Below are 14,116 nucleotides of genomic sequence, written 5' to 3'. Positions count from 1 at the left end.
TTTTGTTATAATTGCTAAAAATAAATATTTTAAAGAAAGGCTGTATACAATACAGCATGGAGGATAAGATAATGGAAAAGAAAAAAATGTTAAAGGTAGTTAGTTCAGCTATGGCTCTCACAATGTTACTTGCAGGATGCTCAAGCGCAAGTAACAATTCTAAAGGAAGCAAAGCTGCTGTTGAGTTCAAGACGGCTGTAGACAATGGTGGAAATGCACTTAGTGGTAAACAATTAAAAATTGGTATCACTTCTGCAGACCCACTAACAGGGATGTTTAACCCAGTGTTTTATTTACAATCAACTGATAACGATGTAATGAAGTATACAATGGCAGGAGCGTTCCCAACTGATGATGCAAACCGTCTAAAACAAGATGATAAAGAAGCACCAGTTATGTTCCACGTAGATCGTGAGAAAAAAGAAGTTACATTAACTATTCACAAAGATCTTAAATGGAGCAACGGAGAAGATGTTAAAGCAGACGATATCGTTGCAACTTACGAACTTATGGGGAATCCTAAATATACTGAAAACGTTCGTTATAGTGATGAATACGAAGTAATCGAAGGTATGAAAGACTACCACGAAGGAAAAGCTAAAAACATCTCGGGTGTAGTTAAAAAAGACGACAAAACAGTAGTACTTAAGTATACAGAAATTAAGCCAGCATTATTATGGGGTAATGGATTCATCGGAGAATTTTTAAACAAAGCTCAAGTAGAAGCTGCGTCAAAAGATTTCACTAAATTTGCTGAAGCTGAATTAAATAAAAAACCATTATCTTATGGACCATATTACTTAGATAAAGTAGTAAACGGGGAAAGTGTATTAGCAAAAGCTAACCCTCATTTCTACAAAAAAGCTGATGTAAAAATTCCAGAAATCCAATTCAAAACTGTATCACCAGCTCAAGCAAGTGCAGTTCTTAAAAATGGTGATGTAGACTTAATGGACAACTTAACTACAGGTATCTGGGATGGAACTAAAGATGCGAAAAACGGAACAATCTTAGGAGAATCTGATTACTATATCTCTTATGTAGGATTCAAACTAGGTAAGTTCAACAAAGAAAAAGGTGAAGTAGAAGTAAATCCAAATGCTAAAGCTGCTGACAAACGTGTTCGTCAAGCATTCGGTTATGCAGTAGACTGGGATCAAATCAACGAGAAAATCTACAAAGGATTACGTTTCACACCAACAGGATCAGGATTCTATCCACCAATCGTTAAAATGTTCTACAACAAAGATGGGGAAAAATATACTAAGAACGTAGAAAAAGCTAAAAAACTTTTAGATGAAGCAGGGCTTAAAGATACAGATGGAGATGGATTAAGAGAAGATAAAAACGGTAAAAAACTTACATTTAACTTCGCTATCCGTAATGTAGGGCAGGACTTTGACCAAACATTAGCTGATACATTCATTAAGTCTTGGAAAGAAGTAGGATTAGATGTTAAACTTGTAGATGGTAAACTTATGGCACCTAAAGACTGGTCACAACGTACTCAAGCAGATGATCCAGGAATCGATATCTTCCAAGGAGCATGGGGATTAGGAAGTGACCCTAACCCAAGTGGATTAGTAGGAAAAACTTCACCACTTAACTTACAACGTTACACAACTGAAGAACTACAAAAATCATTAGATGCTATGGGAAGTAGCGACATGTTTGATGATGCTAAACTTAAAGAAGCATATCAAAAATTTGATAAACAATTCAGAGAAGAAGCTGCTTGGTTACCATTCAGCTGGCAACAACAAATGACATGGGTTAACAAACGTGTTAAATCATTCGATCTAGCAAAAATAAAAACTGGTGAACAAAAAGTTTACGGTTTAGAGTTAACTACTGATGCACCAGCAAAAAATTAATTTAGTTTAGGAATGAGATTTGACTAAGGGTACTTAGTTGAAACTCCCCCTAATAAACTTATATTTCATTTTATTTTCAATTAATTTTGAGAGGGATGGAAAATTAGAATTTTATAGAATATTTTAATTGAAGCCCTCTCATCTTTGAAAATATAAATATACAGTTTATATTATAGAAATATTAATTAAAAAATAGATATAACTTTTTAAATAGAGAATTAATTAACGAGGGGATAACCCAAAATATTAAATTTTAAAAAAGTTTATATGAGAACTCATAGACGCAGGAGTTTAGTAATATCTAAATTTACTTTTAAAAAGTTTTTTAGATATTATTAAACTTTGATGGAATGGCTTTATAAAATCAATCTTTCTGAAATTATGATTTTTAAGTCATATTCATATTCTTAACAAAATATGTAGAGCTACAATTTTACATAGATTTAAGGCGAAGTATCATGCTTTAATGTAGCAAGGATACTTCGTCTTAAATTTTGTTATTTTTAATTATCAACAAACTAGAGTTATATTGGAGGAAAAAATGAAGAAAAATAAATTTTTAAAAGTATTCAGTTCAGCAATGACACTATCAATCATTCTTGCAGGATGTTCAACATCATCAACATCATCAAAATCATCAAAAGATGGGAAACCAGCGGTAGAATTTAAAACATCTATTGATAACGGTGGAAGTGCAGTAAGTGATTCTGTGATAAAAGTTGGTATCTTAAGTGCTGATCCATTAACAGGCATGTTTAACCCAGTATTTCACCTGCAAGCAACAGACAATGCAGTAATGGAAGATACTATGGCACACACATTCGCTTTTGATCATTCATATAAACTAAAAGAAGATGATGAAGACGCACCGGTTAAGTTTCATTTAGATAAGGATAAAAAACAAGTAACACTTACTATCCGTAAAGATTTAAAATGGAGTAACAATCAAGATGTAGTTGCTGATGATATTATCGCAACATACGAACTTATGGCTAATCCTAAGTATAAAGATAATATTCGTTATAAGAGCGAATTTGAAACAATAGAAGGATTAAAAGACTATCATGAAGGTAAGGCTGAAAAGATCTCAGGTATTACTAAAAAAGATGATAAAACAGTAGTTATTCAATATAAAGATGTAAAACCAGCTCTTCTTTGGGGAAGTGGCTTCATAACAACATTCCTTAATAAAGATCAAGTAGCTGCAGCATCAAAAGACTTCAGCAAATTTGTAGAAGCGGAATTAAATACAAAACCATTATCTTACGGTCCATACTACTTAGATAAAGTAGTAAATGGAGAGAGTGTACTTGCTAAACAAAATCCATACTACTACAAAAAAGATGATGTAAAAGTAAAAGAAATCCAATTCAAAGTAGTTGCACCAGCTCAGGCAAGCTCTGTAATTAAAAATGGTGAAATTGACTATATGTCACAAGTAACTCCGAATGTATGGAGTGCGGTAAAAGATTACTCAAATGGAACATTACTAGGACAACCAGATTTCTATATTTCATATGTAGGATTTAAGCTAGGGACATGGGATAAAGAGAAAAATGAAGTTAAAGTAAATCCTAATGCGAAAGCAGCGGATAAACGTGTGCGTCAGGCATTCGGTTATGCGATAGACTGGGATCAATTAAATGAAAAAATCTACAAAGGACTTCGTTTTACACCTACAAACTCAGGTATTTATCCGACACGTTCAGAAGATTATTATGATAAAGATGGATTCAAATACAAAAAAGATGTAGAAAAAGCAAAAAAACTTCTTGATGAAGCGGGGCTTAAAGACGTTGACGGAGATGGATTAAGAGAGGATAAAGATGGTAAAAAATTAACATTTAACTTTGCTATCCGTAATACAGGTCAAGACTATGACCAAACTCTTGCTGATGCATTCATTAAATCATGGAAAGAAGTAGGGTTAGATGTAAAACTAGCTGATGGAAAACTAATGTCATCAAAAGATTGGACACAACGTGTAACGAGTGACGATCCATCTATCGATTTATTTCAAGGGGCGTGGAGCTTAGGTACTAACCCTAACCCAGCTCGTTTACTAAGTGATAAAGCTAAAGTTAACTATCAAAGATATATGAGTGATATGCTTAGGAAAGACTTAGAAACAATCAACTCTAAAGAAATGTTAGATGATGTTAAGCGAAAAGAAGCATACAAGAAATTCGATAAAGACTTCGCGGAAGAAGCTGCTTGGTTACCATTTAGCTGGAGTACAGATATCACATGGGTAAATAAACGTATCAAAAACTTCGATGTTAAAAAATACGCTTATGGTGAACAAAAACTATATGCATTAGAGCTTACTAATAAAGATAGTGCTAAAGGATAATTTAAAAAATTTATATTAAGTTTAAAAGGATTACTCAAGAAACAACTTGAGTAGTCCTTCTTTATATAAGAAAATAAATATGTCAATTTAACAAAATTTTGAAAAGAATAATTAGTTTATGGATACTGAATATCCTTGATATGTAAGTAAAGTAAAAGATATGTGCGTTTTATAAATAATAATTTACAAGATAGTTTATTGATATTAAATTTATGTTTTTAAAGAAACGAACAGAAATTTCAAAAAAGAATTTTGTTATTTTTATATTATTTTCTGAAAATTCACTTGACTTATTTTTGAAATGATGTTAAAATTATTTCATAAATAATTGAAAATAAGTTTTTATATAACATGGAGGAAATAAAATGAAAAAGAATAAGTTTCTTAAAGTATTTAGTTCAGCGATGGCTCTTTCAGTAATTTTAGCTGGATGTTCAACATCAAGTAATTCTGGAAGCAAAAACGCTCCTAAAGCAAAAGTAGAATTTAAAACAAGTTTTGATAACGGTGGGTCAGCTGTAGATGGTGCTACATTAAAATATGGTATCTTATCAGCTCAACCATTAACAGGTCTTTGGAACCCAGTATTCTCTGATAAAGCAGAAGATCAATACGTAAACCAAGCAGTTATGGGTGGAACATTCCCTGCTGATGAAGAGGGACGTGTTGTCCAAGATGATGCTGATGCAGCGGTTAAATTCCACTTAGATCGTGAGAAAAAAGAAGTTACATTAACTATCCACGACGGTGCTAAATGGAGTAACGGTGAAGCATTCACATCAAAAGATATCGTAGCTACATACGAACTTATGGGTAACCCTAAATTCACTACAAACACTCGTTACAACGAATCATTTGAATTAATCGAAGGTATGAAAGAATACCATGCTGGAAAAGCAAAAACTATCTCAGGTCTTCAAGTTAAAGATGACAAAACAGTAGTACTTAAGTACACAGAAGTACGTCCAGCATTACTATGGGGTCAAGGTTTAGTTACTGACTTTTTAAACGCTAAACAAGTTGAAGAAGCTTCTAAAGACTTCGCTAAATTTGCTGAAGCAGACTTAAACAAAAAACCATTATCATATGGTCCTTACTACATCACTAAAGTAGTAAATGGAGAAAGTGTTCTTGCAGAACAAAACCCTCACTACTACAATAAAGATAAGATGAAACTTAAAAAAATCGAGTTCAAAACAGTAGCTCCAGCTCAAGCAAGCCAAGTAATCAAAAATGGAGAAGTTGACTATATCGATAGCGTTACTCCAAGTGTTTACGAAGGAGCTAAAGATATCAAGAACGGAACATTCTTAGGAGAAGCTTCTCGTTACATGTCATATGTTGGATTTAAACTAGGTAAATTCGACAAAGCTAAGGGAGAAAACGTAGTTGATCCTAACTCTAAATTAGCTGACAAAAACTTACGTCAAGCATTCCTATATGCAGTTGACCGTGACCAAATCAATGAAAAAATCTTCAAAGGATTACGTTTCACTCCAACTGGATCTGGTATGTACCCGGCAGCTGTAGGTAAATTAGTAAACGAAAATGCGACTGCAGCTAAAAAAGATGTAGAAAAAGCTAAAAAATTATTAGATGATGCAGGATATAAAGATAAAGATGGTGACGGACTACGTGAAGACAAAAACGGAAATAAACTTTCATTCAACTTCGCAATCCGTAACACAGGTGCTGAATATGACCAAGCATTAGCTGACGTATTCGTTAAATCTTGGAAAGAAGTAGGATTAGATGTTAAATTAGTAGATGGAAAACTTATGTCTCCAAAAGACTTCTCTCAACGTGTACAAGCAGATGATCCATCAATCGACATCTTCCAAGCTGCATGGCAATTTGGAACAAACCCTAACCGTCAAGAGTTACTAGGTAAAAAAGCTCCATTAAACTTATACCGCTACACTACTGAAGCATTCGAAAACAGCTTCAAAGCTCAAGGATCAGCAGATATGTTCGACGAAGCTAAATTAAAAGCAGCTTACAATAAATTTGACACAGAAGTAGCTGAAGAATTACCATTCTTCCCATTAAGCTGGGATACAAGTATCACATTCTTCAACAAACGTGTTAAAGCTTACGACTTAGACAAAGTTAAGAAAAATCAATTTAAACTTTATGACATTGAGTTAACAGCTAACGAAGGTGCTAAATAATAAAAATTAAAATGCGACATAGATAACTTAGGTTGTCTATGTCTTTTTTTAGGATGTTAGTATTTCCTAGGAAATGGGACTGACCCAAAAGACCTAAATTTTAACAAAGTGTATATGAGAGTTCATAGACGCAGTGGTTTATTGATATCTAAATTCGCTTTAGAAAAGGTTTTTAGATATCTAATAAACTGTGCGGGGGTGACTCGATAAAATCGATTTCTACGAAATCACGATTTTTGAGTCACTCCCTATTATATATAGTATCTAACAGTTGAATTTTTTGTAAATAACGTATAAAATTATAAAAGTGTATTGTATTTATTACTATGATAGTGAATACTTTTAGAATTTTAAAATTCATAAAAATTTATAGGAAAGGTGTATTAATGAGAAAATTTATTTCAGAGTTATTGTTAATAATTGTTACAATTATTTGGGGATTAGCTTTTATCTGGCAAAATATTGCGAGTAAGGTTCTAGGACCTCTTACAGTTGTAGGTATAAGATCAATAATCGCAGTAGTATTTCTTGGTGCTGTAGCACTTCTGATTCCAAGTTTGTATAGAAGTCAGGATCCTAAAATTTTGGCAGAGCCAATAACAAAAAGTAAGAGTTGGATACTTGGTGGTATCTGTGGAATAGTATTATTTTTTGCAATGTATATTTCGCAAATAGGTATTGGGATGACAACAGCAGGGAAAGCTGGATTTATTACGGTGTTATACATTTGTATAGTACCATTTATCGGGGTATTCTTAGGTAATAAGCTTAATAAATTCTTTATTATAGGATTAATTTTATCAGTAATTGGTTTTTATTTCTTATCGGTAAAAGAAGAATTTGCTTTAGAGATGGGGGATATTATCGTCTTAATCAGTGCAGTTCTATTCGGGATTCATATAATTGTTATTGATTATTCAGCTGTTAGAGTTAATTCAATGTTCTTATCTATCGTTCAATTAGTCGTTGTATCTGTATTAAGTTTAGTACTAGCTATTTTCAAGGAGACAATCGTCTTTGCGGACATAATGAGCGTTATCTGGCCGTTACTTGCTATAGGGGTACTTTCTAGTGGAGTAGGGTATACTTTGCAGATTGTAGGACAAAAAGATGTTCCACCGCATACAGCGTCGTTAATATTAAGTTTAGAGTCTGTTGTAGCTGCGATAGGTGGAGTGCTTATTCTTGGTGAGCATATAGGGCTAAGAGAAGGAATAGGTATGCTTATCGTCTTTGTAGGTATTATAGTTTCACAACTACGTGATAAAAAGAGTAATTAAATAATTTAAAATGAAATTTAATGGAGGGCAGCTTGAAAATCATGATTTATAAATAGATTTCCTTGCTTCTTCTATTTTTTATGAGGTTAAAGATGAAAAAAATATTAAAGATAGTATTAGGGTTAGTGCTTATGGGGATTTTAGGGTTTGCAGGATTAGTTGGATATTTATGGGCTACAGAATATAGTCCTAATGGAGTTGAGAGCTTAAAGGTAACTAAACAAGGTACTTCAGAAAGTGCTAAGGTAGGAACAGAGTACACAGCTCTTAACTGGAACATAGGCTATGCTGGTCTTGATAAAGATGAAGACTTCTTCATGGATGGTGGAAAGATGGTTCTACCACTTGATAAAGCTCATGTTGAAGAAAACCTAAAAAACATTACAGAGATTGTTAAAAATGAAAAAGCTAATGTTAATTTTATTCAAGAAATAGATGAAGATTCAAAACGTAGTTATAATATAAATCAGGTTACTAAATTCGATGAAATACTTGGCTTAAATAGTATTTTAGCATATAATTTCAAGGTTAGATATGTACCTTATCCAGTACCTCCGTTAGGGAAAGTAAAAAGTGGTATCTATACTACGACTAGTTTCAATGTGGAGAATGCAAGAAGATTCCAAATGGCGATTCCATTTACATTCCCAGAAAGACTTGCTAATTTAAAACGAGGATTCTCTGTTATTTATACAAAAGTAGAAAATAGTGATAAACACCTAGTATTGATAAATGCTCACTTGGATGCTTATGATAAAGGTAATTCTGGAAAAAAAGCTCAGATGAAACAACTTCTTGAATTTATCGATTATGAGTATAAGAAAGGTAATTATGTCCTTGTTGGGGCAGATTTTAATCAGTCGTTAAAAACTTTAACACAAGATGAAATTAATATTGTTCCAAAAGAATTATGGCGTGCTGAGAACCTAGATAAGAGTATGTTACCTGCAGGATTTAACTTAGTGTATGATGAAAGTAAAAATTCTGCGAGACTTAACAATAAGCCTTACGTGAAAGATAGTGAAGGTACTTATGGCTTTATTATCGATGGATATATTGCTAGTGATAATATCGAAGTGCTAGAAGTAGAGACATTAAATCAAGAGTATAGATATAGTGATCATAACCCGGTAAAACTAAGATATAAATTAAAATAGAATAAAAGAAGTGGCTTGGAGATTAAGTTCAAAGAGTCGCTTTTTTTGATAGGGGTTAAATTCTAAAACCTACTGTTTTAATGTAGCTTTAGACGCCTCCAATTCTTTTGCAATGCAAAAGGACTTTCCGGCTAAAATCAAAGCCTATAGTCTTTGATTTTCTAAGTAAAACTTATAGTTTTACTGCAGCTACTATAAACAGTAGGTGAAAATTATTATATTATAAAGTTAAAAGGATCTTTGAAATTATAAAGAACAGATGAATATATAGTTATTTCTAAATTTTATCGATACTTGTTTTTTTGATTGAGGAGCGATACGTCTCTAATTATTTGAATATGAAAAATCCCACAAACTTATGTTTGTGGGATTGTTTTTTTTTATACATTTTGTTCTGCGTCTTTTTTGAAGAAGACTTTGTTTAGTTTATCAACGATTGCTGATAAAGCTCCATCTCCAGAAATGTTACATGCAGTTCCAAAGCTATCTTGAGTGATGTATAATGCGATCATTAGAGATAACATGATTTCGTTGAAACCAAGAACTGATTGTAATAATCCAAGAGCTGCCATAACTCCTCCACCAGGAACACCAGGAGCAGCTACCATTGTTACTCCGAGTAATAAGATGAATTTAATCATTACTGCAGCTGATGGGAATGCAGCACCGTTTTGTAACCAGAATACTGCAGATGCACATGTAGTTAATGTAATTGTACTTCCTGATAAGTGGATAGTCGCAAATAATGGAATAGTGAAGTTTGCGATATTTTTATCAACACCCATTTTTTTAGTACTTTTCAGTGTTACTGGAATAGTAGCAGCTGATGATTGAGTACCGATTGCTGTCATGTATGCAGGTAAGATGTTTACAAGCATCTTGAATGGATTTCTACCGTTAACTGTTCCAGCTACGAAGTATTGGATAATAATGATTATTACGTGCATAATAATGATAATTACGAATACCATAGCGAAGATTTTTAAAATCTTGAATACTTCACCAGAAGCTGTGATGTTCATGAATACACCTAAGATGTAGAATGGAAGGAGTGGAATAATTACTGTAGCAAGTAATTTTTCAATAATTTCTCCAAAATCTGCGAATCCTTGTTTAAGTCCTTCTGATTGAGTTGCTGAAATCCCGATTCCTAAGATGAATGAGATAATAAGCGCTGTAGTAACATCAAAAATCGGAGCCATTTTAAACTCGATGAAAGGTTTTAGTAATAAATCTTCTGGATTTTTGAATGATTGTAATGTAGCGTTAGCTAGTATACTTGGTAATACTGCTTGAGCTGATAGGAATGCGAATGTTCCTGCGATAATTGTAGAAATATAAGCAACCCCTGTTGATAATCCAAGTAATTTACCAGCGTTGTTTGACACTTGGCTGATACCTGGTACGATAAATCCTACGATAATAAGAGGAATTGTAAATCCTAAGAATGAGCTGAAAATAGATGAGAATGTTACGAAAACTCTAATAATTGACGTTGGTAGAGTACTTCCTAAAACTATCCCTAATGTTACAGCGATAATAAGTTTTGCTATTAATGGAATTCTTTTATATAAACTCATTGTTCAATCTCCTTTTTTCATTTTATTGTATTTTTTAAAAAGACATGTGTACATTATACAAGAAAAATGCTTGTTTGTAAAGGGGATGAAGCATATTTTTCGAATTATTTGAAAATTGTAAATTCCCAAAGTAAATTCCAGTTTAAATACTATGTTGTATATTTTTATTTTATCATTATTAGTATAGAAGTAATACCCTTAGGGATTCCATAAATTCAATATCTCTTCTGTGTGCTAAGTGAAAATAGAAAAAGAAAGGTGTTATTTTGACATATAATATTTAAATAAGGAAGGAGTATCGAAATTCAAAATTTTTTCCAGTATATACTTGTATTTGAGGAAGGTAGCAACAGATTTAGTAAGTCGAAATTAGGGTAAAAGATTTTTGTATTTAAGAATCAAATTGTTACTACTTACCACAAATATAAATTTATGTTATAATATTTACATAAAAAATTCTTTGTGAAATATTGATGTTTAAATCATTTAAGATGTAGGATTGATAGGATTTCCAACACTTAGGAGTATTGTGAGTTTTAAAATGAAAATTATTATAATATATGAAAAATTTATTTTAGGTGGATATAAAAATGAAAAAGATATTAATAACTATATTTAGTACAGCTCTTATTTTAACTGGATGTCAAACAAAAAATGGTAATATTGAGGATAGTTTAACGAATCAAACAAGAGGAATAAATCATAATTTAGACGAAGTTGAAAAAAATCTTAATTATAAAATTTATGCTAGAGGGAATGAAACTAGTCTTATTAAACCGGCAACATTAAATTTAATTACTATTGGAAAAGAGGATAGTGATATTAAATTAAGTAATGGCTTTGCTGTAGATATAAGTGATGTAGTAGATTTATTTAATGAATATTTACCGGGAACATATTCAGAAGATGAGGTACTAAAGTTGCTTAGAGAAGATGAAAATTTTAAAGAAACTAATAATCAACTAGATTTGAACAATACTAAAAATGATATTGTAAAATATTATAATAAAGATAAGAAATTAGTAGTTAATTTTCAGGGAACAAGTGCAAATAATATTAAAACAGAATCTAAAGATAAGTGGAGAATAGAGGGGGATAAGGTTAGAATCAGTATATTAGATCCAATAGAAAAGGAGAATAATATTGAGAGTAAAATTGGAGAAATAACTCTACGTCTTAATAATAAAAATTATAAAGATGGTAAAAAAAGATCGTATTATTATGTAGAAAGCGTGACTTATGATAATTCCAAATCAGAAAAAGAGAAAAATATGCCGACTAATCATAATTATGAAGCTGCAGCAGGTTTAGCTGAAGCAGTAGTTATTGGTGGTAATAGTGTAGGGCAATTTGGAAATCCATTATATTTAGAGATGGTTACAGAACAAAGAAGGAGAAAACTACCTAGTAGCGATCGTGTCTATTCTATATCAACTGCCGATTATCTTGATATAGTTAATGCACTTAAGGAGAGAACTTATACTATGGATGAAGCATTAGATTTGTTAACTGCTTCTAATGTTTATAGAATTGAAAAAGGAAATTCTAGTAGTTATAAGTATGAACGTAATGATGGAGGAAGTATTCGTTATTTTAAAGGGGATGATATAATAATCTTTACTATTGGACAACATGGAAGCTATTGGGCAAATAAACTATCTGATAAATCTTCTTGGAAAATAGATGGAGATAGAATAATAATACCTGTAATTGGGAATACTCCTGTGAATCAAGAAAAGGGAATTGTAGGTTCGGTTACTCTTAGACTCAATAATAAACAATATTCTGGTGGTAATAGAAAATCAATTTATTATGTAGAAAAAATTGAAAGAGGAGCGAACTATTAATTTGAACTGCTCATGCTCTCTGAATGATTTTACGAGTTTTGAGTAGTAAGAAATAGTATTATAAATCTAGACAGTATTTTTGGATTTTTTGTAAAATTCAGGATGTGTAGAAAATAGAATCTAGGTAGCAGCTTGTTGTACAAATGTCAATTTTAATATGTCAAAAAAATTAAAAATGAAAATGTACATTTTATTTATCCTAGTAATGTGATTTTAATGAAAACAGTAAGGGTCTTCTTAGGGGATATTATTCTAAAAAGATCGATTAAAGTAATACGAACCTAGTTAAATTAGTTAAAAATCTAATTCAATTAAGCAATAGGCTCCGAAAATATCTAAATTTGCTTTTTAAAAGCTTTTTAGATATCTAATAAACTGTGCGGGGGTGACTCGACAAAATCGATTTCTTCCAAATCACGATTTTTGAGCCACTCCCAAATTGAAAATGAATAAAAAAAGCTTAAAACCTCAAATTATTATTGAGATTTTAAGCTTTTTGCAGTTATTAGATTAATTTGAATACATCATTTAAGTTCTCAGCCATTGTTGGGTGAGTGAAGATTTGATCTCTGATGTAAGTGTAAGGAATTTTGTTATCAATTGCCATTTTAATTAAGTTGATAATTTCTTCTGAGTTTTTACCGAATAAAGTAGCCCCAAGAATTAAGTTAGTATCTTTGTCTACAGTTATACGGAATAATCCACGTGGATCTTGGTTAACAGCACCTCTTGGCATGTTAGCTACTGGTAATGATGCTACTGCAACGTTAGGGTAAGCTGCTTCAGCCTCTTCTTTGTGTAATCCAACGTGAGATAATGCTGGAGAGATGAATGTTGAGTAAGGTACGTTTTTACGGTCAGCAGTTGTGTATTCTTTGTTACCGTGTAAGTATCCGTTAACTACTCTGAAGTCATCTAATGATACGTAAGTGAATTGTAATCCACCGTTAACATCACCAACTGCGAATACATTTTCTACAGCTGTTTGACAGAATTCGTCAACTACGATTGTTCCGTTTGGACGTAATTCGATATCAGTGTTTTCTAATCCTAATCCTTCAGTGTTAGCACGACGTCCAGTTGCGTGTAATACTGCTTCGAATTCTAGTGGACCATATTTTTCTGTATCAACAATTACAAGTTCTCCGTTATTGCGGATTTCTTTTGTTGCAGTTCCTAGTTTAAACTCAATTCCTGCTTCTTCTAAGTATCCTTGAGCAAGTTCAGCAATATCTTTATCTTCTCTTCCTAAAATTCCAGGAGCGAAGTCGATAACTGTAACTTTAACTCCAAGACGAGTGTATAGGTTAGCGAATTCTAATCCGATGTTACCTCCACCGATAATTCCTAGAGTTTTAGGAGCTTTTTCTAATTGTTGGAATTCAGTGCTATCGTAAACATTTTTAGAAGTTGTTAATCCTGGAATTGGTAATACATTGTTTTTAGCTCCAGTGTTAATTACTACGATTTCACCTTCAAGTTGTTTAGTTTCTCCGTTAGCAGAGATTTCTACTACTTTGTTAGAAACGAATTTAGCGTGAGCTGTGTAAACATCAATGTTTGGACTACTGTCTAACATAGCAAAGTTTTTGGCGTTAAGTTTAGATACAACAGCATCTCTTGTAGCTTTAGCTTCTGAGAAGTCTTTTTTGTTGTCAGCAGCTACGATTAAAGTTTTAGTTGGGATACATCCGATATTGATACAAGTACCACCGTACATTGCACTGCTTTCTTCAACTACTGCTACTTTTTTTCCTTCTTTAGCAAATGTTGCTGCTAAAGTTTTTCCGGCTTTACCGAATCCTACTACTAATAAATCATATTTAACCATAATTTGATTCCTCTTTTACTTTA

8 protein-coding genes are annotated in these 14,116 nt (G+C 32.2%); 6 read left to right on the top strand and 2 right to left on the bottom strand.

The genetic code is table 11. The annotated features are described in order from the left end of the window. Window positions 1-71 precede the first annotated feature (71 nt). From RWQ74_RS06240 to RWQ74_RS06220, 5 genes are all read left to right on the top strand, one after another. The gene (locus RWQ74_RS06240) at window positions 72-1,874 is read left to right on the top strand and encodes an ABC transporter substrate-binding protein (protein WP_314397412.1); all 1,803 of its coding nucleotides are present in this window, start codon (window positions 72-74) and stop codon (window positions 1,872-1,874) included. 541 nt (window positions 1,875-2,415) lie between these two features. After that, entirely contained in the window at window positions 2,416-4,227 is a 1,812-nt protein-coding gene (locus RWQ74_RS06235; protein ID WP_314397411.1) for an ABC transporter substrate-binding protein, read from the top strand. A gap of 365 nt (window positions 4,228-4,592) precedes the next feature. Then, the gene (locus RWQ74_RS06230) at window positions 4,593-6,398 is read left to right on the top strand and encodes an ABC transporter substrate-binding protein (RefSeq protein WP_314397410.1); all 1,806 of its coding nucleotides are present in this window, start codon (window positions 4,593-4,595) and stop codon (window positions 6,396-6,398) included. A 386-nt stretch (window positions 6,399-6,784) separates the two neighbouring features. Next, complete coding sequence (locus tag RWQ74_RS06225; protein ID WP_314397409.1) at window positions 6,785-7,678, top strand: DMT family transporter; 894 nt, start codon at window positions 6,785-6,787, stop codon at window positions 7,676-7,678. Window positions 7,679-7,770: 92 nt separating this feature from the next. Continuing rightward, window positions 7,771-8,835 carry an endonuclease gene (locus RWQ74_RS06220; protein WP_314397407.1) on the top strand — a complete coding sequence of 355 codons (1,065 nt, stop codon included), beginning with the start codon at window positions 7,771-7,773 and terminating at the stop codon, window positions 8,833-8,835. 380 nt (window positions 8,836-9,215) lie between these two features. On the opposite strand, the gene RWQ74_RS06215 is transcribed toward RWQ74_RS06220, so the two are convergent. Further along, the gene (locus tag RWQ74_RS06215) at window positions 9,216-10,415 is read right to left on the bottom strand and encodes a dicarboxylate/amino acid:cation symporter (protein WP_314397406.1); all 1,200 of its coding nucleotides are present in this window, start codon (window positions 10,413-10,415) and stop codon (window positions 9,216-9,218) included. A 590-nt stretch (window positions 10,416-11,005) separates the two neighbouring features. Between RWQ74_RS06215 and RWQ74_RS06210 the strand changes: the two genes are divergently transcribed. Further along, window positions 11,006-12,262, top strand: a complete 1,257-nt coding sequence (locus RWQ74_RS06210; RefSeq protein ID WP_314397404.1) for a hypothetical protein — start codon at window positions 11,006-11,008, stop codon at window positions 12,260-12,262. A gap of 505 nt (window positions 12,263-12,767) precedes the next feature. On the opposite strand, the gene RWQ74_RS06205 is transcribed toward RWQ74_RS06210, so the two are convergent. After that, window positions 12,768-14,093 (bottom strand): FAD-containing oxidoreductase, encoded by a 1,326-nt coding sequence (locus tag RWQ74_RS06205; protein ID WP_314397403.1) that lies wholly within the window; start codon window positions 14,091-14,093, stop codon window positions 12,768-12,770. Window positions 14,094-14,116: the final 23 nt, after the last annotated feature.

Origin of the sequence: uncultured Gemella sp. (assembly GCF_963525165.1) — a bacterium.
Classification (GTDB): domain Bacteria; phylum Bacillota; class Bacilli; order Staphylococcales; family Gemellaceae; genus Gemella.
This window is presented reverse-complemented; position numbering and strand designations above follow the sequence as displayed.

Excerpts from the sequence above, each read along its gene's own strand:
- RWQ74_RS06210 (WP_314397404.1), top strand. The coding sequence starts at position 11,006 with ATGAAAAAGATATTAATAACTATATTTAGTACAGCTCTTATTTTAACT.
- RWQ74_RS06230 (WP_314397410.1), top strand. The coding sequence starts at position 4,593 with ATGAAAAAGAATAAGTTTCTTAAAGTATTTAGTTCAGCGATGGCTCTT.
- RWQ74_RS06225 (WP_314397409.1), top strand. The coding sequence starts at position 6,785 with ATGAGAAAATTTATTTCAGAGTTATTGTTAATAATTGTTACAATTATT.
- RWQ74_RS06220 (WP_314397407.1), top strand. The coding sequence starts at position 7,771 with ATGAAAAAAATATTAAAGATAGTATTAGGGTTAGTGCTTATGGGGATT.
- RWQ74_RS06235 (WP_314397411.1), top strand. The coding sequence starts at position 2,416 with ATGAAGAAAAATAAATTTTTAAAAGTATTCAGTTCAGCAATGACACTA.
- RWQ74_RS06205 (WP_314397403.1), bottom strand. The coding sequence starts at position 14,093 with ATGGTTAAATATGATTTATTAGTAGTAGGATTCGGTAAAGCCGGAAAA.
- RWQ74_RS06215 (WP_314397406.1), bottom strand. The coding sequence starts at position 10,415 with ATGAGTTTATATAAAAGAATTCCATTAATAGCAAAACTTATTATCGCT.
- RWQ74_RS06240 (WP_314397412.1), top strand. The coding sequence starts at position 72 with ATGGAAAAGAAAAAAATGTTAAAGGTAGTTAGTTCAGCTATGGCTCTC.